Source organism: Rhodococcus sp. P4_F5 (assembly GCF_056401315.1).
The window spans coordinates 1-19,396 of record NZ_JBFUJP010000007.1; the positions used below are offsets into that span (position 1 = coordinate 1).

Annotated in this window: 20 protein-coding genes, 1 pseudogene and 1 riboswitch; of the genes and pseudogenes, 5 read left to right on the plus strand and 16 right to left on the minus strand. The window is 71.1% G+C overall.

What is annotated here, in order from left to right:
* From AC1DU4_RS05540 to AC1DU4_RS05555, 4 genes are all read right to left on the minus strand, one after another.
* A partial coding sequence (locus AC1DU4_RS05540; RefSeq protein WP_477838065.1) for a 3-keto-5-aminohexanoate cleavage protein occupies positions 1-260 on the minus strand: 260 nt, incomplete at its 3' end.
* Between the two features lie 49 nt (positions 261-309).
* The gene (locus tag AC1DU4_RS05545) at positions 310-1,209 is read right to left on the minus strand and encodes a TauD/TfdA dioxygenase family protein (RefSeq protein ID WP_477838066.1); all 900 of its coding nucleotides are present in this window, start codon (positions 1,207-1,209) and stop codon (positions 310-312) included.
* Positions 1,210-1,295: 86 nt separating this feature from the next.
* The gene (locus tag AC1DU4_RS05550) at positions 1,296-2,270 is read right to left on the minus strand and encodes a quinone oxidoreductase family protein (protein WP_477838067.1); all 975 of its coding nucleotides are present in this window, start codon (positions 2,268-2,270) and stop codon (positions 1,296-1,298) included.
* Positions 2,271-2,405: 135 nt separating this feature from the next.
* Complete coding sequence (locus tag AC1DU4_RS05555; protein WP_477838068.1) at positions 2,406-3,431, minus strand: TauD/TfdA family dioxygenase; 1,026 nt, start codon at positions 3,429-3,431, stop codon at positions 2,406-2,408.
* A 135-nt stretch (positions 3,432-3,566) separates the two neighbouring features.
* Here AC1DU4_RS05555 and AC1DU4_RS05560 point away from each other — a divergent pair, with 135 nt between their 5' ends.
* Positions 3,567-4,592, plus strand: coding sequence for an AraC family transcriptional regulator (locus AC1DU4_RS05560; RefSeq protein WP_477838069.1), 1,026 nt, complete (start codon positions 3,567-3,569; stop codon positions 4,590-4,592).
* Between the two features lie 6 nt (positions 4,593-4,598).
* On the opposite strand, the gene AC1DU4_RS05565 is transcribed toward AC1DU4_RS05560, so the two are convergent.
* The 5 genes from AC1DU4_RS05565 to AC1DU4_RS05585 all read right to left on the minus strand — a co-directional run bounded on the left by AC1DU4_RS05565 (position 4,599) and on the right by AC1DU4_RS05585 (position 9,157).
* Entirely contained in the window at positions 4,599-5,369 is a 771-nt protein-coding gene (locus AC1DU4_RS05565) for a (2Fe-2S) ferredoxin domain-containing protein (protein ID WP_477838070.1), read from the minus strand.
* 27 nt (positions 5,370-5,396) lie between these two features.
* Positions 5,397-5,547: riboswitch (cobalamin riboswitch) on the minus strand.
* Positions 5,548-5,570: 23 nt separating this feature from the next.
* Complete coding sequence (gene dprA, locus AC1DU4_RS05570) at positions 5,571-6,686, minus strand: DNA-processing protein DprA (protein ID WP_477838071.1); 1,116 nt, start codon at positions 6,684-6,686, stop codon at positions 5,571-5,573.
* On the minus strand, positions 6,683-8,206 hold the full coding sequence (locus AC1DU4_RS05575) for a YifB family Mg chelatase-like AAA ATPase (RefSeq protein WP_477838072.1): 1,524 nt from the start codon (positions 8,204-8,206) through the stop codon (positions 6,683-6,685). The genes dprA and AC1DU4_RS05575 overlap by 4 nt, the downstream gene beginning before the upstream one ends.
* Positions 8,206-8,562 carry a YraN family protein gene (locus AC1DU4_RS05580; RefSeq protein WP_072846966.1) on the minus strand — a complete coding sequence of 119 codons (357 nt, stop codon included), beginning with the start codon at positions 8,560-8,562 and terminating at the stop codon, positions 8,206-8,208. Before AC1DU4_RS05580 ends, AC1DU4_RS05575 begins: the two co-directional genes overlap by 1 nt.
* Positions 8,563-8,749: 187 nt before the next feature.
* Entirely contained in the window at positions 8,750-9,157 is a 408-nt protein-coding gene (locus AC1DU4_RS05585; RefSeq protein WP_477838147.1) for a PaaI family thioesterase, read from the minus strand.
* Positions 9,158-9,280: 123 nt separating this feature from the next.
* Between AC1DU4_RS05585 and AC1DU4_RS05590 the strand changes: the two genes are divergently transcribed.
* Entirely contained in the window at positions 9,281-10,054 is a 774-nt protein-coding gene (locus AC1DU4_RS05590; RefSeq protein ID WP_477838073.1) for a DUF2786 domain-containing protein, read from the plus strand.
* Complete coding sequence (locus tag AC1DU4_RS05595; RefSeq protein ID WP_477838074.1) at positions 10,051-10,566, plus strand: TIGR04338 family metallohydrolase; 516 nt, start codon at positions 10,051-10,053, stop codon at positions 10,564-10,566. Before AC1DU4_RS05590 ends, AC1DU4_RS05595 begins: the two co-directional genes overlap by 4 nt.
* 125 nt (positions 10,567-10,691) lie before the next feature.
* On the opposite strand, the gene AC1DU4_RS05600 is transcribed toward AC1DU4_RS05595, so the two are convergent.
* The 6 genes and pseudogenes from AC1DU4_RS05600 to AC1DU4_RS05625 all read right to left on the minus strand — a co-directional run bounded on the left by AC1DU4_RS05600 (position 10,692) and on the right by AC1DU4_RS05625 (position 14,922).
* Positions 10,692-11,015, minus strand: a complete 324-nt coding sequence (locus tag AC1DU4_RS05600; RefSeq protein WP_072846964.1) for a DUF2469 domain-containing protein — start codon at positions 11,013-11,015, stop codon at positions 10,692-10,694.
* 37 nt (positions 11,016-11,052) lie between these two features.
* A complete protein-coding gene (locus AC1DU4_RS05605; protein ID WP_477838075.1) occupies positions 11,053-11,787 on the minus strand; it encodes a ribonuclease HII in 735 nt (244 codons plus the stop codon).
* A gap of 20 nt (positions 11,788-11,807) precedes the next feature.
* Positions 11,808-12,566 (minus strand): signal peptidase I, encoded by a 759-nt coding sequence (gene lepB, locus AC1DU4_RS05610; RefSeq protein ID WP_477838076.1) that lies wholly within the window; start codon positions 12,564-12,566, stop codon positions 11,808-11,810.
* 89 nt (positions 12,567-12,655) lie between these two features.
* Entirely contained in the window at positions 12,656-12,997 is a 342-nt protein-coding gene (gene rplS, locus AC1DU4_RS05615; RefSeq protein ID WP_072846979.1) for a 50S ribosomal protein L19, read from the minus strand.
* Positions 12,998-13,081: 84 nt separating this feature from the next.
* A pseudogene (locus AC1DU4_RS05620) lies at positions 13,082-13,999 on the minus strand (hypothetical protein).
* A complete protein-coding gene (locus AC1DU4_RS05625) occupies positions 13,999-14,922 on the minus strand; it encodes a formylglycine-generating enzyme family protein (protein WP_477838148.1) in 924 nt (307 codons plus the stop codon). Before AC1DU4_RS05625 ends, AC1DU4_RS05620 begins: the two are co-directional and overlap by 1 nt.
* A gap of 203 nt (positions 14,923-15,125) precedes the next feature.
* Between AC1DU4_RS05625 and AC1DU4_RS05630 the strand changes: the two genes are divergently transcribed.
* Positions 15,126-15,797, plus strand: coding sequence for a GAP family protein (locus AC1DU4_RS05630; RefSeq protein WP_477838077.1), 672 nt, complete (start codon positions 15,126-15,128; stop codon positions 15,795-15,797).
* 65 nt (positions 15,798-15,862) lie between these two features.
* On the opposite strand, the gene AC1DU4_RS05635 is transcribed toward AC1DU4_RS05630, so the two are convergent.
* A complete protein-coding gene (locus AC1DU4_RS05635) occupies positions 15,863-18,217 on the minus strand; it encodes a Tex family protein (RefSeq protein WP_477838078.1) in 2,355 nt (784 codons plus the stop codon).
* A 76-nt stretch (positions 18,218-18,293) separates the two neighbouring features.
* Here AC1DU4_RS05635 and AC1DU4_RS05640 point away from each other — a divergent pair, with 76 nt between their 5' ends.
* Positions 18,294-19,379 (plus strand): serine hydrolase, encoded by a 1,086-nt coding sequence (locus tag AC1DU4_RS05640; protein ID WP_477838079.1) that lies wholly within the window; start codon positions 18,294-18,296, stop codon positions 19,377-19,379.
* The last annotated feature ends 17 nt before the right edge of the window (positions 19,380-19,396 follow it).

A 19,396-nucleotide genomic window follows, 5' to 3' on the forward strand; every position in this document is an offset into this window, starting at 1 on the left:
ACGGCCTCGCGGAGGCGGCCGAGGAGCTCGTTGAACTTCGACAGGCGCTTGGAGCCCTTGCCGTCCTCCTCGCGGACGTGGATGTGCAGCACGGTGGCGCCGGCCTCGAAGCAGTCGACGGCCTGCTGGACGTGCTCGTCCATCGTCAGGGGCAGGTCCTCGGGGAAGTCCTCGACCGCCCACTCCGGGCCGTACGGGGCGACGGTGATGACCAGCTTGTCCTGGTTCTCCGGGAAGAATGCGTCGTCGTGGAAATTCATGGAACTACTCCATTCGTATGAGGGTGAGGGGTGTGTCAGGTGTGACAGGTCAGAACGGCTTGTCGCCGACGATCCCGGCGCGCTCCATCTTTCGGACCGCGGGCCAGTAGTCCTGGACGGCGTAGTGCTGGGTGGAGCGGTTGTCCCAGATCGCGACGCTGTTCTTCGTCCAGCGCCACCGGACCTGGTACTCGGGGATCGCGGCCTGACTCGTCAGGTAGTTCAGGAGGTTGCTCGCGCCGGGGGCGTAGTCGATCCCGTATCGGACGTGCTCCGGGGTGTGGTAGTTCACCAGGTGGGTGGTGAAGGAGTTGACGAAGAGGATCTTCTCGCCCGTCTCGGGGTGGGTCCGCACGACGGGGTGCTCGGCGTCGGGGAACCGATCCTTGAGCGCGTGCCGCTTCTCCTCGGACAGCGCCGCACCGAAACTCGACTCGATGCTGTGCTTGGCCCGCAGCCCCTGGATCTGCTCCTTGACACGCTCGGGCAGGTTCTCGTAGGCGAGCGCCATGTTCACCCAGATGGTGTCGCCACCGACCTCGGGCCCCTCGATGCAGCGCAGCACGCAACCCATCGGCGGGTTCTCCCGCCACGTCGCGTCGCAGTGGTAGGCGTTCTCGTAGTGCTCGGGCGCGCTGTCGAGGTCCTTGTAGATCCGGACCAGGCCCGGGTGGTCCGGATCGCTGCCCAACGCCGGGTGGTCCTCGAGGGCGCCGAACCGCTCGGCGAGCGCGACGTGTTCGTCACGGCTCATGTCCTGGTCGCGGAAGAACAGCACCTTGTGCTCGAGCAGCAGCGCCCGCAGCTCGGCGAACAGGGCCTCGTCCCGTGAGACCTCGCCGAGGTTCACTCCGGAGAGCTCCGCGCCGATCGAGCAGGTGAGTCGCTCGACCTTGATCGACGAAGCGGGGGCGGACGCCGTTTCCGGCGATGCGATGGTGGTGGTCATGACGATTCCTCTGGGGGTCGCTACTGCTGTGGCCGCGTCGCCGTCGGCTCCGGCAGAGAGGGGATGTGGGAGAGGAGCTTTTGTCCTCAGACGGTGAAGACGGAGGAGCCGATGCTGCGGCCGGACTCCAGGTCGTGGTGCGCCTGGACCGCATCCTCGAGCGCATAGCGCTGGTTGATGCCGATCTTGATGCGGCCCGCCTCGACGTGGGAGAAGAGCTCGCCCGCCAGTTCGGCGCGCTCGGCCGGGTCGGCGATGTAGTCGGCCAGTGCCGGCCGGGTCACGTAGAGCGAACCCTTGACGGCCAGCATCTGTGCGTTGATCGGCGGGGTCGGACCCGACGCGGTGCCGAAGCAGACCAGCAGGCCGCGCCGCGCCAACGAGTCGAGCGAGATCTCGAAGGTCGACTGGCCGATGCTGTCGAACACGACCGGCACACCCTTGCCGTCGGTGAGTTCCCGGACCCGGGCCACCACGTCTTCACGGGTGTACACGATGACGTGGTCGCAGCCGTGTGCACGGGCGACCTCGGCCTTGGCGTCGCTCGACACGGTGCCGATCACGGTGATCCCGAGCAGCTTTGCCCACTGCGTGAAGATCAGGCCGACACCACCGGCGGCGGCGTGCAGCAGCACGGTGTCGCCGGCCTTCAGCGGGTGGATGCGACGCAGCAGGTAGGACGCGGTCAGTCCGCGCATGGTCATGGCGGCCGCGGTCTCGAACTCGATCCCGTCGGGGAGCGCGATCAGCGAGTCCGCCGGCATCACCCGCTCGGTGCTGTACGCGCCGAGCGGACTGCCCGTGTAGGTGACCCGGTCACCCTCCTTGAAGCCCTCCACACCGGCGCCGACCGCCTGGATCACACCGGCGGCCTCGACACCCATCCCGGCGGGCAGCGCGGCGGGGTACAGGCCGCTGCGGAAGTAGGTGTCGGCGAAGTTGAGTCCGACCGCCTCGTGGCGGACGCGGACCTCGCCCGCTCCGGGCTCGCCGACCTCGACGGTCTCCCACTTCATGACTTCGGGGGCACCGGTCTCGTAGAAGCGAATGGCGTGTGCCACGGGTTCTCCAATCTTTGGATGCTCGACTCGTTCGGAGTTCGTGCAGTTGAGGTCGGCCGCGGTGGGCAGCCTGGTCGGTGGTCGGGTGGACCGTCCCGGGTGCAGCCGGGCGATCCGAGGTCGAGTTGCCTTCGGTCAGTGGGCGCCGATCCGCCGGTCTCGGGGCCGGGCGGTCGCGGGGCCGGACGGCACGATCACGTCGCGTGGCGGGATGCCGCCCCGACCCGGTCCGTCGGCGTGATCGTCGCCGTCGACCAGGAAGTTCGGCGGCAGCGGTCGCCCCTGGCGCAGGCTCAACCAGAGGGTCAGCGGGTGCCGATCGGGATCCGTCACGCCGGTGTCCGCGGTCGAGTGCAGGGTCGTGTAGTTGTTCACGAGGAGCAGGTCGCCCGGCTCGAGGTCGATGTCGAACCGGAAGGCGTCGGAGCTCGCGAGGTCGTCGACCAGGTCGAGCAGCTCCTCCTCGGCGCGTCCCAGCCGCGGCACATCCGGGTGGCGTTGCGCGGCCGCGATGTCGCTTCGGGCGTACCGGACGCTGAGCTTGTCGTCGGACCAGCACGCCATCGGCGTCGAGTAGTACGGCGCCCCGCCGGGCAGTTCCTCGCCCCGGCGATCGAAGTACCAGGGGCCGAACATGCGGTCGGCCAGGTCGGGGCGGCGACTCGAGACCTCGCGGTAGACCGCACCCGAGCTGACCACGGAGACGCGGTGACGGGTTCCCAGGCAGAGCACCGCCTGGACGTCCGAGCCACCCGAGGCGAAGGCCTCCGTCGTCGAACCGCTGGTCAGCTTCTGGCCCGAGGAGTTCTGCGAGACCGGGATTCCGAGGTGCTGCCCGATCCCCCAGAAAACGGTCCGGAGGTCGGCGCGGCCGTGGTGGGCCACCGGCAGTCCCTGCACCACCGCGAGCCCGTATCCGCTCTCCAGGTCCGCGGCGACGCGCTCGAGCATGTCGCCGAGAGTCGGCAGCGGGAAGAGCTCGCGGGTGACCTGCAGCAGCGGGGTGCTCTGGTTGCGCACGGAGGCGAGCGCCGTGTCCATCTCAGCGAGGTGGGCCGGGGAGATCGCGTAACGCCACGAGTCGTCGGCCGCGAGGTCGCGGGGTTGCCACGCCGTCGGTGCCGCGCCGGAGGCCTGCAGCACGCTCGTCGAGATCGTCATTGTCCGGCACCGCCCTTCCTCATGGTTTCGATGTGATGCAACAGACATTAGGTGCGGCGCCCATCACATGCTTCACTTAGCGGGACATGCAACACGTCATTTCGGGACATCACCCGGTTGAACGGAGCCAAGGTCTTGAAACCCCTCGCCAGATACGCGTCACTCAACCGCTACATCGAGCTCTGCCAGTCGGTCGGTGTCGACGCCGCCGCCCTCATGCGCGAGGTCGGCCTGAACCCCGCGGGCCTGTCGGTCCAGGACCAGTGGGCCTCCGCCGCCGCCATCGTCCGACTGCTCGCGAACTCGGCGGCGGCCTCCGGACGCGACGACTTCGGGCTGCGGCTGGCGGAGCTTCGACGGCTGTCCAACCTCGGCCCGCTCAGCCTGGTGATCCGGGAGGAGCCCGACGTCCGGAGCGCGTTGGAGGTGCTGATCCGCTACGAGCACACCTACAACGAGGCCCTGCGAATCCGGTTGACCGAGGCCAGCGGACTGGCCACGCTACGGATCGGCCTGGACCTCGGCGAGACCGTCGACTCCCGTCAGTCGATCGAGCTCGCCGTCGGCGCGACCCATCAGATCCTTCGCGGCTTCCTCGGCTCCCGCTGGCAGCCCGTCACGGTCGGTTTCACGCATCCCGCGCCGGCAGACACCAGCACGTATCGCCGAATATTCGGCAACACGGTGGAATTCGAGTACGAGACCACGGGCATCGTGTTCTACGCCAACGATCTCAATGCCCCGAACCAGCTGTCCGACGAGCTGCTGCGGCCCTACGCCCGGCAACTCCTGGACGGGCTCCCCGCCTCCACGGAGACGACGGCGTTGGACCGGACCCGCGAGCTGATCGAGGTCCTGTTGCCCACCGGCCGCTGTTCCGTCGAGCAGGTCGCCCGGAGCCTCGGGGTGGACCGGCGGACCGTGCACCGGCAGCTCGCGGCGTCCGGCGAGACGTTCACCTCGGTGCTCAACTCGGTGCGCATCTCGTTCGCCGAACGGTTCGTGACGAACCCGCGGTACTCGCTGACCGAGGTCGCCCTGCTGCTGGGGTTCTCCACCCCCGGCAGCTTCACGAGGTGGTTTCGAAGCCAGTTCGATCAGACACCAAGCGAGTGGCGCGCCGTCCAGATCAGCCCCCGCGAGGGCTCCGGACCTCGGTGAGCGCCGTCAGTCGTCGAAACCCCCGCGAACCCGCTTGCCCGTGAGTTCGTCCGTCCCGCACACCAGGTCCGCCACCAGGGTCTCGGCGTCGTCCGGGTCGAGCCCGGCGAACCACTCCCCGCGGGGGTAGACGACCACCAGCGGCCCCAGGTTGCACGGGCTCAGGCAGCCAGACGCGGTCACCATCAGTGCGGGCTGCGGCGCCGCCTTCGCGGCCGCGGTCAGCGCGCGGTGCACCGGCCCGGCGCCGTAGGCCATGCACCGGGGCCCCTTGCACACCAGCACGTGGTCGCGGTGCGGTTCGATCTCCGACCAGGCGGGGCTGCGGTACGAGGCGGGGCTCGCCGTGACGGCCGATCCCGCACCGTCGCAGGCCGACGCCACTGCCGCGGCGACGGCGGTCTCGGCGCCGGTGTCCTCGCCGAAGGTGACCAGGAGGTCGGCGCCGGCGCGCGTCTCGCGCCAGTTCGCGACGGCCCTCTGCGTCCAGGTGATCAGGTAGCGGTCGCGCGGGACCGCCACCGGCAGCAGCAGCACCGCGCCCAGGCCGTCGGCGACGGCCGCGTCGAGGGCGTCGTGCAGCGTCGGGGTGGCCGCGTCGAGGTAGGCCAGGGTGACGTCGCCGTCCCGGTGGCCGCGCACCTCGCGCAGCAGCCGCTCCGCGGACTTCTCGTCGACCCCGCTGACCGTCGGCCGCAGCACCAGCACGGTCCGCCGGCCGCGGCGGTCCGCGCGCTCTGCTCGTGGCGCGGACAGGGCTCCGCCTGCAACATTCATCGTGTGATCGGTCCATCCTCGTGGCGTGATCGAGCGTCGACGAGGGTGGTATCTGGCTACGTGCCTCCCGCGGGGAGGCACTCACAGTGGCGGGACCGCGCCGGATTCGCACCGGCTTCCCATGACCTCGACGATCATGACCGCTGCAGGCTATCGCACCCACGTCCGCCCGAATCCGCCCGTCCCCGCGACCGTTTCGCCTCACCGCCGGAACCAACCCGTCTCGTCCGAGTCGATCAACCCGCTCATCTCCAACACCGGCAACGCGCCCCGCACCGAGTTCAGTGGCAACCCCGACCCCTCCGAGAGTTCCCGCACCCCAACCGAACCCGACGCCGGGAACGCTTCGTACACCTGCGCCGCCCTTGCCGACAGCCCGTCCAGCCGGCGCGCCGGACCGGACTCCGGCTCCCCCACCTCGATCGGCCCGGCCGCCTCGGCGACGTCCGCCGCCCGCGCCGCCAGCCGGGCCTCGCCGTCCCGGATCATCCGGTGACAGCCCACCGACGCGGCGGAGGTCACCGGCCCCGGCACCGCCAGGACCGGCCGGCCCAGGCGCGCGGCCCAGGCGGCGGTGTTGCGGGCCCCGCTGCGGGCACCGGCCTCGACCACCAGGACCGCGTTCGCCAGCGCCGCGACCAGCCGGTTCCGCGCCAGGAACCGGTACCGGGCCGGCGGCGTACCGGGCGCGTACTCGCTGACCACCAGGCCCTCCTTCGCGATCTCCCGCAGCAGCCGCCCGTGGCCCGCGGGGTAGGCCCGGTCCACCCCGCAGGCCAGCACCGCCACGGTCGGCGTGCCCGCCGCCAGCGCCGCCCGGTGCGCGGCGCCGTCGATGCCGTAGGCCGCCCCGGAGACCACGGTCCAGCCCTCCCCCGCCAGGTCGTCGACGAACTGACTCGTCGCGTGCTCGCCGTAGCCGCTGGCCGCCCGGGTCCCCACCACCGCGACCGCGCGTTCGGTCAGCCCCGCCACCGAACCGCCGCCGAGCACCCACAGCGCCAGCGGCGGCGCCGACTCCCGGTCCGCCCGGGGCTCGACCCCGTCGAAGGCGAGCAGCTTCCACTCCGGCCAGTCCTCGTCGTCGGGGGTCAGAAGTCGGCCGCCGAGCCGCTCGACCAGCGCGAGGTCCCGCTCGGCCGTGTCCAGGTGCCGGCGCGCCTGCGTCCGGGCGCGCAACACCTCCGGCAGTTGCGCCCCGCGCACGGCCCGCGCGGCCTCCTCGGGGCCGACCGCCCGCACCAGTTCCACCAGCGGCGCGCACGGCCCCTGCGCCACCTGGGACAGGTACGCCCAGGCCGCCGCCCTGGTGTTCACGCGCCGCTCCGATCCTTGAAGCCCAGCTCCCGGAAGCCCAGCGCCAGGCCCACCTCGTCCTCGCCCGGCACCGGCAGTCCCTCCAGGTCGGACAGCGTCCACGCCACCCGCAGCGCGCGGTCCGCGCCGCGGGCGGTGATCTGACCCTCCCGCAGCCCCCGTTCGAGCGGCACGAGGGCCCGCCGGGACAGCCGAAAGCGTTGCCGCAGGGCGGGACCGGGCACCTCGGCGTTGGTGCGCCACCCGAACTCCTGCCAGCGCGCGACGGCGGCGGCGCGTGCGGTCGACACCCGCTCGCGCACCGACGCGGTGGACTCCGCGGCGTCGCCGTTGAGCGCCCCGACGGACAGCTCGCGCATCCGCACCCGCAGGTCCACCCGGTCCAGCAACGGCCCCGACAGCTTGCCGAGGTAGCGCCGGCGGACGGTCGGGGTGCAGATGCAGTCCACCTCGCGCGGCGGTGCGCAGGGGCACGGGTTCGCGGCGAGGACCAGCTGGAATCGCGCCGGGTAGCGGGCCACACCGTCGCGGCGGGCGATCCGCACCTCGCCGTCCTCGAGCGGGGTGCGCAGCGCCTCGAGCGCCTTGACGCCCAGTTCCGCGCACTCGTCGAGGAACAGCACGCCGCGGTGCGCCCGGCTCACCGCGCCGGGCCTGGCCATCCCGGAGCCGCCGCCGACCAGCGCGCTGACCGAGCAGGTGTGGTGCGGGGCCACGAACGGCGGCTCGGTGATCAACGGCCGTTCGATGGTGAGCAGGCCGGCCACCGAGTGGATCGCCGTCACCTCCAGCGCCTCCCCGTCGCTCAGCGGCGGCAGCACGCCGGGAAGCCGTTGCGCCAGCATGGTCTTGCCGATCCCGGGCGGGCCGGTCAGCATCAGGTGGTGGGCTCCGGCGGCGGCGATCTCCAACGCGAGGCGGGCCTCCCCCTGGCCCGCGACATCGCTGAGGTCCGCCGTCACCGGCTCCGGGTCCGCCTGCATCGGCGTCGGCGCGGTCAGCTTCAGCCCCCCGCGCAGCCAGCAGATCACCTCGGTGAGGTCGCGCGCCCCCAGCACCTCGATGCCGTCGACCAGGCCCGCCTCCGCCAGCGCCGGGTAGGGCACCACCACCGACGGCCAGCCGGCCTGCTTGGCGGCGAGGACCGCGGGCAGCACCCCTCGCACCGCCCRCAGTCTCCCGTCCAGGGCAAGCTCGCCGAGCAACACGCTGCGGTCGAGGTCCGCCGCCGGCACCCGGCCGTCCGCGACCAGCACCGCGCAGGCCAGCGCGAGGTCGTACATGCTGCCGCCCTTCGGCAGGGTGGCGGGCGAGAGCGCCAGGATCACCCGTGAATCCGGCCACTTCTCACCGGAATTGGCGACCGCGGCGCGCACCCGGTCCCGTGACTCCTGCAGCGCGGTGTCCGGCAGGCCCACCAGGTGCACCCCGGGCAGGCCCCGGCCGATGTCCGCCTCGATCTCCACCAGTTGACCCTCCACCCCGCGCACCGCCACCGAGTGCGCGCGCCCCAGCGTCATCAGAACACCGCCCGGAGATGTTCGAGCGTCGGCTCGTGGCCGGGCTCGACCAGCACCGAGACCACGTCGAAGCGCACCCGCGTCCAGCCCCGCGGCTGCTCCCGCAGCCACAGTCCGGCCAGCCGCCGTATCCGCGACTGTTTCGCGAAGGTCACCGCCTCCGCCGGGGTGCCGTAGCCGCGACCGGACCTCGTCTTCACCTCGACGAAGACCACCGTGTCGCCGTCCGTGGCGATCACGTCCAGCTCGCCGTAGCGGCACCGCCAGTTCCGTTCGAGGATCGTCATGCCGCCGGCGGCGAGGTGACCGGCGGCCAGGTCCTCGCCCTGTGCGCCCAACTCCAGGTTTCGTGCCATGGCCCGACGATGCCTCGCCGACCCGGTCGGCGGTCCCGGGTCACCACCGGAAACGTCGGCCCTGTGGACAGATCCGGCGGCTGTGGACAACCGCGGTGCGGGGCTCTGACCTCCGCCGATCGCGGCCCCGCGGGATCAGCGGGCGGCCCGCGGCGACGCGTGGGCCGATTCGCCGGAAGCGGCGCCGTCACACCGGGAAGACGGTCCCCTGCGCGACCGCGCACAGCCGGCTGCTGCCGTCCTCGGCGACCGTCTCCAGTTCGCACGCGCAGACCGCGCGGCGGCTGCCCGCGTGCACCACCCACGCCGTCGCGCGCAGCGTCGGCCCGTCCGCGGGCCGCATGTACTCGATGGTCATCCCACCGGTGAGCACCGCCGGGCCCAGCACCGTCCCGCCCGCGTAGGTCAGGGCGTTGTCGGCCGCGTAGGCGAGGACGCCGCCGTGCAGAAACCCGTTCTGCTGCAACAGCTCCGGCCTCGTGTCCAGCTCGATGCGGGCACCGTCCGCGTCGAACGAGACGAGGCGGGCACCCAGCAGGACGCTGAAGGGCTGCGACGCGAGGTGAGCGCGCGCCGCCTCGAGACCGATCTGCATGTCGGCGTCGTCCACGATGACTCCTCTGCTCGATGTACCGGCAGCGTGAATTGTGCCCTCCCCGTCGCGGCAACGACAGGCACACCGCCGCCGGTGTCGGTCACGGCGTCTACCCTCGTCGGCGTGAGTTCCGAGAAGATGCTGGCGCGGATCGGCGGGCTGCTGCGCCAGGCCGAGTCCACCACGAACCCGCACGAGGCACAGGCGTTCATGGAGGCCGCCCAGCGCCTCGCGACGGTCACCTCGATCGACCTCGCGGTCGCGCGGGCGCACACCTCACGCCGGGAGCAGCGCGTCTCCCCCGTCCAGCGCGCCATCCGGATCGGCGAGACCGGCAGGAAGGGCCTGCGCACCTACGTGCACCTGTTCGTCAGCATCGCCGCGGCCAACGACGTGCAGTGCGATGTGGCCCACAACTCCACCCAGGTGTTCGCGTACGGCTTCGGCACCGACATCGACGCCTGCGAGGCGCTGTACGCCGGCCTGCTGGTGCAGATGGTGCGGGCCTCCGACGCCTTCCTCGCCTCGGGCGCGCACCGGCCGGTCGCCGGCGTCACCGCCCGGCTGAACTTCCAGCTGGCGTTCGCCGCCCGGATCGGCGAGCGGCTGGCCACCGCCAAGGCGGCCGCCGAGGCCGACGCGGTGCGCGACGCAGCCCCGGGCGAGGGCGGCCAGCCGACCGGGACGGCGCTGGTGCTGCGGGACAAGCAGGTCGAGCTGGCCGACTTCTACGCCCAGACGTCCTCGGCCCGAGGCTCCTGGCGCGGTGCCCGGGCCACCGCGGGGCACTCCTCGAAGGCCCGCCACGCCGGCGACCGGGCCGGCCGGGTGGCCCGTCTCGGCCAGGCGCCCGAGCTGCCGTCGGCGCGCCGGCAGCTCTCCGGCCCCACGCGGTGAGCGCTCTCCGGGACGGCCAGCGCTCCCGCGTGTACGAGGCGGAGACGGTGGTCCGCCGCATCTTCGACCGCGCCGACACCGGCACCGGCCGTGAACTCGAGCTGTTCGGCTCGCGGATCACGCTGCCGGTGGAGCGGAAGTTCGCGTCGGTGGAGTCGGTGCAGGACTACCTCGACCGGGTGCGGTCCCTGAACTGGGTGCGCGCCGAATGGCCCCGGGCGGCCGCCGTGGTCACCGTCCGCGCGCGGGCCGGCGCGACGGCCGCGCACTACGAGCCGGCGACCGCCACCGTGGCCGTCCCGCTGCACCGCCGCGGCAGCTCGTGGGCGCTGCGGGAGCTGGTGGTGCTGCACGAGTTGGCGCACCACCTCGAACCGGACGACACCGAACTGGCTCCGCACGGGCCCGAGTTCGTGGGCCGCTACCTCGACCTGGTCGACGGGATCCTCGGCGGCGAGGCCGCGTTCGTGCTGCGGACCACCCTGCTCGAGAACGGCGTCACCGTCGCCTGAGGTCGGCGCTCACCGGTCTCGCGCACATACCCCTTGTCCCCATCACACCCCCGTTGAACGCTCTACGGGGGTGTGATGGGGACAGCAGGTGTGTGAACGCGGCCGATCCGAGCCACGCACGCGCGCTAGTCGCCGAACGGGCCGTTCTCGGGCAGCCGCAGGTCGGACTTCTCCAGCTCCTCGACGTTCACGTCCTTGAACGTGATCACCCGCACGTGCTTGACGAACCGGGCCGGGCGGTACATGTCCCACACCCAGGCGTCGGCCATCCGCACCTCGAAGTAGATCTCCCCGTCCGCGTTGTGCGGGATCAGCTCCACCGAGTTCGCCAGGTAGAACCGGCGTTCGGTCTCGACGACGTAGGCGAACTGGCCGACGATGTCCTTGTACTCACGGTAGAGCGACAGCTCCATCTCCGTTTCGTACTTCTCGAGATCTTCGGCACTCATCGGCTTCGACGTCCTCCTGCTCTGGGGTGAATCACCATCATCGCGCACCGACGGCCGCGGTGTACATTTCGCCTGCTGTTCGCCCGCCCACACTTCCGCCCGCGACCTCTGCTGCGGGCCGGGCCGACCGGGCCGCGGCGACGTTCGCGTACGACATCCGGTGCTCGTGACTGGGCCCGAGCGCGGTCATCGCCGCGGTGTGCGCGGCCGTGCTGTAACCCTTGTGCCCGGCAAAGCCGTAGCCGGGGATCGTCTCGTCCAGCGCGACCATGGTCCGGTCCCGCGAGACCTTCGCGAGCACGCTGGCGGCGGCGATGCAGGCCGCGGCGGCGTCACCGCCGATCACCGGAAGCGACGGCGCGGGCAGCCCCGGCACCCGGAACCCGTCCGTCAGAACGTATCCCGGCGCCGGCGACAGCCCGGCCACCGCGCGGCGCATGCCCTCGATGTTGGCGACGTGCACCCCCAGGCGGTCGACCTCCCACGCCGGGATCTCCACGATGCACCAGGCCCGGGCGAGCCGCTGGATCACCGGGAAGAGCTCCTCCCGGACCCGTTCGGTCAGTCGCTTCGAGTCGTCGAGCCCAGCGAGCGCCGCGTGCGGCTTCGGTCCCAGCACGCACGCCGCCACCACCAACGGACCGGCGCACGCGCCCCGGCCCGCCTCGTCGACGCCCGCGACCGGTCCGAGCCCGGTGCGGATGAGAGCGGACTCCATCGTCCGCAGGCCGGCGGCTCTGCGAATGACGGTCCGTGGTGGCCAACTGCTCACGTGCTCGGGTACTCGGTTTCTCAGTTGCTCTGGATGTCGGGCGAATCGATCAGCCCCCACCGCGACGGCGGCAGGACGATCGCGACGGCCTTGCCGATGACATTGTCCACCGGCACCGTGCCGTTGTACTCGTCGCCGACGTGGTAGCGCGAGTCAGCGGAGTTGCTGCGGTTGTCGCCCATCACCCACAGGTTGCCCTCGGGCACCGTGTACGGCCCGAAGCAGCGACCCGACTTGAGCGGGGTGTCGCAGGTCTGGATGCCCGGGGTGAAGGGGAAGTCGGTGACCACGTAGTTCTCGTCCAACGGCTTGCCGTCGACGAGGATCCGGCCCTGCTCGTCACAGCACTCGACCGTCTGGCCGCCGGTGGCGATCACGCGCTTGACCAGGTCGTTCTCGTCCGGCGGCACCAGGCCGACCATCGAGCCCACTTCCTGGATCCCGCGGATCACCGCGTTGTCGGAGCGGGTGGACGTCCAGCCGCCGTTCCAGGACTCCGGACCCTTGAACACCACCACGTCACCGGGACTCGGGTCGCCGAAGCGGTAGCCGATCTTCTCGACGAAGATCCGGTCTCCGGTACATCCGGCGCAGCCGTGCAGGGTGGGTTCCATCGACTCCGACGGAATCAGGTACACGCGACCGACGAAGGTCTGCAGGAGGAAGCTCATCAACAGGGCGACGAGGATGAGGATGGGCAGCTCCCGCAAGAACGAGCGGGGCTTCTTCTGCGGCTTCTCCGACGTCGCGTCGGGGCCGTCTGCGCCGGCTGAGGGCACTGTCGATTCGTGCGGGGTATCTACCACTGGAACAGGTTAGCCCGGCCCGGGAAACCCGGACCGGGCTAACTCTGAATGGAGCTGAAAGCTCAGCGCTTTTCCTTGATCTTCGCGGCCTTGCCACGGAGGTCGCGCAGGTAGTACAGCTTGGCGCGACGCACGTCACCGCGGGTCAGCACCTCGATCTCGGCGATGTTGGGGCTGTGCACCGGGAAGGTGCGCTCGACGCCGACGCCGAAGGAAACCTTGCGGACGGTGAAGGTCTCGCGGACGCCGCCGCCCTGGCGACGGATCACGACGCCCTTGAAGACCTGCACGCGCTCCTTCGAGCCTTCGATGACCTTGACGTGCACGTTCAGGGTGTCACCGGGACGGAACGCGGGAATGTCCTCGCGGAGGGACTTGGCGTCCAGGAAGTCCAGAGTGTTCATCGATTGATCCATCCTTGCGTTTTCGCGTGAGTAGAGGAACCGAGCGGCACCGCGTGAACGGTCCTCGGCTGGTTCGTACTCCGATTAGGTCGGTGTGCCTGTGACAGGCAACCCGTCAATTGTGCCAGACGTGCACGTCGCGGACGAAACCGGGCGTCAGCGGACGGCGTGCTCGCGCGGTGGGGGCGGCGGCGCCGCATGCACGGTGCGTTCGAGTTCCACCTCGGTGGCGGCCACCGCGTGCGCGACGCTCGGCTTGCCCGCGATCAGGTCCTGCACGTAGATCTTGGCCCGGATCATCGGCCGGCGGTACCGCTTCTCCCGTTCGAGTGCGCGCCGCATCTTCTTCGGCTTGTCCGCGTACCGCCACCGCGCCCAGGGCGCACCGGGCCGGCTCAGCCGGATCGACCCGACCAGCAGCATCGGGAAGAAGAACATCCCGAACAGACCGGTCCAGATCTTGCCCTTCGCGATCACCACGGCGGCGACCGCGAGACTGATCAGCACGCCCACCGCGAGCACCACCCGCACCCAGGCCTCGGGGTYGTCGCGGAAGTCCGAGACGTTGACGATTGCGTCGGGCCGGGCGCCGACGAGCAGCAGTCCCGTCACCGCGAGTGCCACGAACACCGCGTCCAACGAGGCCCGCCCCTGCTCCTCCCAGTACACGTCCTTCAGGTAGAAGATCAGGGCGAACTCGTCGAGGACCAGCGCCGCCCCGATCCCGAAGCAGGCCGCCAGCGCGGCGCCGGTGGTCTGGGTGGCGTCCTCGTACACGGCGATCAGTGCGACCCCCGAGACCAGCATCGCGATCACCCCGAACACCACGTGGTGCACGTGCTGGCCACCGGGTGTGACGTTCCCGGGCCACCACCGCACCTTCGCGCGGATCATCCGCACGCTCAACCGGATGAACACGAAGCCGCCGATGAAGCCCAGCAGGAAGAACAGCAGCGGCAACCTGCCGTGCGCAATGATCTCGTCCTGCAGCCAGCGGTGCATCAGCCCGGTCCCTGCCCCCGCACCACGCACCGGAAGCCCACGTGACAGGTCGAGGTCTCCTCGGTCTCGCCCTGGCGGGCCGCGGGCCGGTAGCGCAGGCAGTAGTTCGGGGCGCACAGGTGCGAGCCGCCCTTGATCACCCGGCGCGGGTACACCTCCCCGTCGCGCGGGGCGGCCGCGTCGATCCTCGGGTTGCTGGGGATACAGCACGAACTCGCGGGCGCGACGTTCTTGCCGCTGACGCTGTGGTCCGCGGTGTGGAAGTCCGTCGTCCACTCCCACACGTTGCCTGCCATGTCGACCAGGCCGTACCCGTTGGGCCGGAAGCTGCCGACCGGCGAGGTGCCGACGAAGCCGTCCTCGGCCAGGTTCTCCCACGGGAACTGGCCCTGCCAGGTGTTGGCCTGCTGCCGGCCACCGGGGGTGTACTCGTCGCCCCAGGAGTACACGGCCCGGTCCAGCCCGCCGCGGGCCGCGAACTCCCACTCCGCCTCGGTGGGCAGGTCCTTGCCCGCCCAGGCCGCGTAGGCCAGCGCATCGGTGTGCGCGACGTGCGTCACCGGATGTCGTTCGCGCCCACCGACATTGCTCTGCGGGCCTTCGGGGTGACGCCAGTCGGCGCCCGGCACCCAGGACCACCACTGGTGGTAGTCGTCGAGCGAGACCGGTCCGGGCGGCGGCGTGAACACGAGCGACCCCGGCACCAGCAGCGCCGGGTCCGCGTCGGGGTAGTCGGCGGCGTCGGGCGCGGTCTCGGCGACCGTGACGTGCCCGGTGTCCTTGACGAACCGGCGGAACTCGGCGACCGTCACCTGGTGGGTGTCCATCCAGAACCCGTCCACCTGAACCTGGTGGACCGGGCGCTCCTCCGGGTAGAAGTCCTCGGAGCCCATCCAGAAGAGCCCCCCGGGGATCCAGGACATGTCCTTGGTCGACGCAGTCTTCGTGGACGGAGTCTTCGTCGATGCGGTCTTGGTCAACACGGTCTTGCTCGGCACGGCTTCCTCCGGCTCGGTACTCGACACCATGCGTCGAGCATGTCACCCGGCCCGTATTCCGCGCAGCCGGAACACTTCACCCGCCAGGGATGGTCCGGCGCGACCGTCGCCCTGACAGGCTCCCGCCCATGGGAACAGCAATAGGTGACGTACTCCCCCTCGCCCTCGGCGTCGCGATCAGCCCGATCCCGATCATCGCGGCGATCCTGATGCTGCTGACGCCGAAGGCGGGCAGCACCGCGACGTCCTTCGCCGTCGGCTGGGTGCTGGGCATCGCGGTGGGCTACACGGTGTTCGTCGCGATCGCGAGCGCGGTGGACCTCGGCACCGGCGACGGCGGCAACGCCACCACCGCGACGATCAAGATCGTCCTCGGTGTGGCGCTGCTCGGGCTCGCGGTCAAGCAGTGGCGCGGGCGCCCGCGGCCCGGCGAGGAACCGACGATGCCCGGGTGGCTCGCCGCGATCGACAAGGTCACCCCCGGCAAGGCCCTCGGCCTGGGTTTCGCGTTGTCCGCGGTGAACCCGAAGAACCTGCTGATGATCATCGGCGCCGCGGTGGCCGTCGCGCAGCTCGACGCCAGCGGCGGGACACTCGTCGTCACCGGGATCGTGTTCACCGTGCTGGCCGCCAGCACGGTGGCGGTACCGGTGATCGCCTACTTCGCCGCCCGCGAGCGCGCGACGGCGTGGCTGCAGGACCTCAAGTCCTGGCTGACCGCCAACAATGCGGCCGTGATGGCGACGCTGCTGCTGGTGATCGGCGTGGTGATGATCGGCAAGGGCCTCGGCGGCTACTGAACCTTCGGCGCTCGTGCGCGGTTTGCGGGTCGGACCCGCAAACCGCGCACCAGCAGCGGAGCTGCCTACTTGCCGAAGCCGGCCTTCCGGAGGGCGTCGGCCATCGAGCCGCCCGCGGGGCTGCCGGCCGCCGACCCGCTGCCCTGACGCTGGCCACCACCACGCTGACCGCCACCACGCTGGCCGCCGCCATGACGTGATCCGCCGTCCCGCTGACCGCCCTGACGCTGCCCGCCGCCCTGACCGCGCGGGCCGTCCTGCTTGGCGGCGCCGGGCTCGTCGTCCAGACGCAGGCTCAACCCGATCCGCTGGCGCGGCAGGTCCACCTCCATCACCTTGACCCGGACCACGTCACCGGACTTGACCACCTCACGCGGGTCCTTGACGAAGTTGTGCGACATCGCCGAGACGTGCACCAGCCCGTCCTGGTGCACCCCGACGTCGACGAACGCGCCGAAGGCCGCGACGTTGGTGACGACGCCCTCGAGCGTCATGCCGGGCTCGAGGTCGGCCACCTTCTCCACGCCCGACGCGAACGTGGCGGTCTTGAACTCCGGACGCGGGTCGCGGCCCGGCTTCTCGAGTTCCGCGATGATGTCGGTGACGGTGGGCAGGCCGAACGTCTCGTCCGCGAAGTCCTGCGGGCGCAGGCCGCGCAGGGTGGCGGTGTTGCCGATGATCTCCTTGACCCCGCACCCGCTGGCCCCGACGATCCGCCGCACCACCGGGTATGCCTCGGGGTGCACGGCCGACGCGTCGAGCGGGTCGTCGCCGTCGGTGATCTTGAGGAAGCCGGCACACTGCTCGAAGGCCTTGGGGCCGAGCCGCGCCACGTCCTTGAGGCCGCGGCGACTGCGGAACGGTCCGTTCGCGTCGCGGTGCGCGACGATCGACTCGGCCAGCGATCCGGTGATCCCCGAGACCCGCGCGAGCAGCGGCACCGAGGCGGTGTTGACGTCGACGCCGACCGCGTTCACCGCGTCCTCGACGACCGCGGCCAGCGAGCGCGCCAGCAGGGTCTCGGAGATGTCGTGCTGGTACTGGCCGACGCCGATGGACTTCGGGTCGATCTTCACCAGTTCCGCGAGCGGGTCCTGCAGCCGCCGCGCGATGGACACCGCGCCGCGGATCGACACGTCCAGGTCCGGCAGTTCGGCAGAGGCGTAGGCGGACGCCGAGTACACCGACGCGCCGGCCTCCGAGACCATCACCTTGGTCAGCCCGGCCTCGGGGAACTTCTTGATCAGGTCCGCCGCCAGCGCGTCCGTCTCCCGCGAGGCGGTGCCGTTGCCGATTGCGATCAGGTCGACCTTGTGCTTGGCGGCCAGCGCGGCGAGCGTGGCCAGGGACTGGTCCCACTTGTTCGCCGGCTGGTGCGGGTAGATGGTGTCGTACGCGAGCACCTTGCCGGTGGAGTCGACGACGGCGACCTTCGTGCCGGTGCGGAACCCCGGGTCCAGGCCCATCGTCGCGCGGGTGCCCGCGGGCGCGGCCAGCAGCAGGTCCTTGAGGTTCATCGCGAACACGTCGACGGCGTCGCGCTCGGCGGACTGCCGCAACCGCATCCGGGTGTCGATGCCGAGGGTGATGAGCATCTTCGTCTTCCATGCCCATCGCACGGTGTCGAGCAGCCACCGGTCCGCCGGACGCCCGCGGTCGGCGACGCCGAACTTCGAGGCGATCCGGCCCTCGTAGACGCTGGCCACCCCCGGCGCCTGCTCCTCGGTCTCCGGGTCCAGGGTCAGCGAGAGCACCTCCTCCTTCTCGCCGCGGAACATCGCGAGAATGCGGTGGCTCGGCAGCTTCCCGAAGGGCTCGGAGAATTCGAAGTAGTCCGCGAACTTGGCGCCCTCGGTCTCCTTGCCCTTGCGGACGGCGGACTTGACCTGGCCGCGGGTCCACATCAGCTCGCGCAGCTCCCCGACCAGGTCCGCGTCCTCCGCGAACTGCTCGACCAGGATGGAGCGCGCGCCGTCGAGCTGTTCCGCCGTGTACTGCGCGGGATCGGTGGTCGGGTCGGTCAGCAGGGCGTCGGCCACCGGCTGGTGCCCGGCCTCGCGCGCGATCTGCGCCTTGGTTCGACGCTTCGGCTTGAACGGCAGGTAGATGTCCTCGAGGCGCGCCTTGGTGTCGGCGAGCATGATCTGGTCCTCGAGCTGCGGGTCCAGCTTGTCCTGGGACCGGATCGACTCGAGCACCGCGAGCCGGCGCTCGTCGAGCTCACGCAGGTACCGCAGCCGTTCCTCGAGGTCGCGCAGCTGCGCGTCGTCCAGGGTGCCGGTCACCTCCTTGCGGTACCGGGCGATGAAGGGCACCGTCGCCCCGCCGTCGAGCAGGTCGACCGCAGCCCGCACCTGTTCTTCCCGAACGTCGAGTTCCTCGGCGATTCGCTGGTTCACTGATTTCAGAGCTGAGGTCACGACGATCGACCCTACCGCTAGCCTGTTGTCGGCCTTGCGGCCGAGAGCAATGCCGGATTGGATCGAAAGGGTGGGCATGAACGGTCGCGCGGGGCGTCTGGCCGCGCTGTGCCTGGCAGTCGGCGTGGCCGCCGGGTGCACCACCACGCCCGGAGCGGAGATGTCCGCCGAGGAATGGTCCGGCCTCATCCCGGGCGTGTCCGCGGACCCCGCCGTGCCCGTCGACACGCGCGTCGCCGCACCGCCACCCGCCCCCGCGGCGGCCCTGCCCACGCCGATGCCGCCGACCACGACGCCGGAGTTGTTCTCGCCCGGCATCGAGGACCGGGTGACCGAGGCGACCCGGTCCGCGCTCGGACGTGGCGCGGAGGTCTCGATCGCACTGCTCGACCGTCGCGACCACCGCTACCTCGGATCCGCGGACGCCGATTCCGTCGAAACCGCTTCCGTCGCAAAGCTCTTCATCGCCGATGAGTTGGCGTACCGCGAGTCGACCGAGTCGTTCGAACTCGACGAGGACGAGCGCGATCTGGTCGGCCGGATGCTCGAGCACTCCGACGACGACGCCGCGAACGTGTTGTGGGCCGAGTACGGCGGCAGCGAGATCGTCGACGACGTGGCCGCGCGGTACGGGCTCACCGCCACCTCCGCGCCGTACGACGGCAACTGGTGGAACACCCTCACCACCGCGGCCGACCTCGTCGGCTACTACTCCGGACTGCTCGACGGGCGCGGCGGACTCGACGCGGCCCACCGGCGCGAGATGACGGAGCACCTGAGGTCCGCGAGCGCGGAGTCCGCGGACGGCTACGACCAGGGTTTCGGGCTCCCGGACGGACTCCCCGATCAGCCGGAACTGGCCGTCAAGCAGGGCTGGATGTGCTGCACCGCGGGGCGGTGGATCCATCTGACGACGGGGGTGGCCGGCCCCGACGACCGCTACGTGCTGGCGCTCGTCTCCCGCGAGGAGGTCACCTACGAGGGGGCCCGACCGCCGAACCGGCACGCCGGCGACAGCTTCGACGACGACCTGGAYGACGAGGCGACGACCTACCCGGACACCTCACTGACCAACGCCGCGGACGACGCCAGCGCCGAGCATGCGCGCGCCACCCTCACCGGGGTGGTACGAATCCTGTTCCCGGACGGGCGAATCGGCTAGAACGCCGACCGCCGGGG

Excerpts from the sequence above, each read along its gene's own strand:
- AC1DU4_RS05545 (WP_477838066.1), bottom strand. The coding sequence starts at position 1,209 with ATGACCACCACCATCGCATCGCCGGAAACGGCGTCCGCCCCCGCTTCG.
- AC1DU4_RS05555 (WP_477838068.1), bottom strand. The coding sequence starts at position 3,431 with ATGACGATCTCGACGAGCGTGCTGCAGGCCTCCGGCGCGGCACCGACG.
- AC1DU4_RS05565 (WP_477838070.1), bottom strand. The coding sequence starts at position 5,369 with ATGAATGTTGCAGGCGGAGCCCTGTCCGCGCCACGAGCAGAGCGCGCG.
- AC1DU4_RS05580 (WP_072846966.1), bottom strand. The coding sequence starts at position 8,562 with ATGGCACGAAACCTGGAGTTGGGCGCACAGGGCGAGGACCTGGCCGCC.
- AC1DU4_RS05585 (WP_477838147.1), bottom strand. The coding sequence starts at position 9,157 with ATGCAGATCGGTCTCGAGGCGGCGCGCGCTCACCTCGCGTCGCAGCCC.
- AC1DU4_RS05600 (WP_072846964.1), bottom strand. The coding sequence starts at position 11,015 with ATGAGTGCCGAAGATCTCGAGAAGTACGAAACGGAGATGGAGCTGTCG.
- rplS (WP_072846979.1), bottom strand. The coding sequence starts at position 12,997 with ATGAACACTCTGGACTTCCTGGACGCCAAGTCCCTCCGCGAGGACATT.
- AC1DU4_RS05625 (WP_477838148.1), bottom strand. The coding sequence starts at position 14,922 with ATGTCCTGGATCCCCGGGGGGCTCTTCTGGATGGGCTCCGAGGACTTC.
- AC1DU4_RS05630 (WP_477838077.1), top strand. The coding sequence starts at position 15,126 with ATGGGAACAGCAATAGGTGACGTACTCCCCCTCGCCCTCGGCGTCGCG.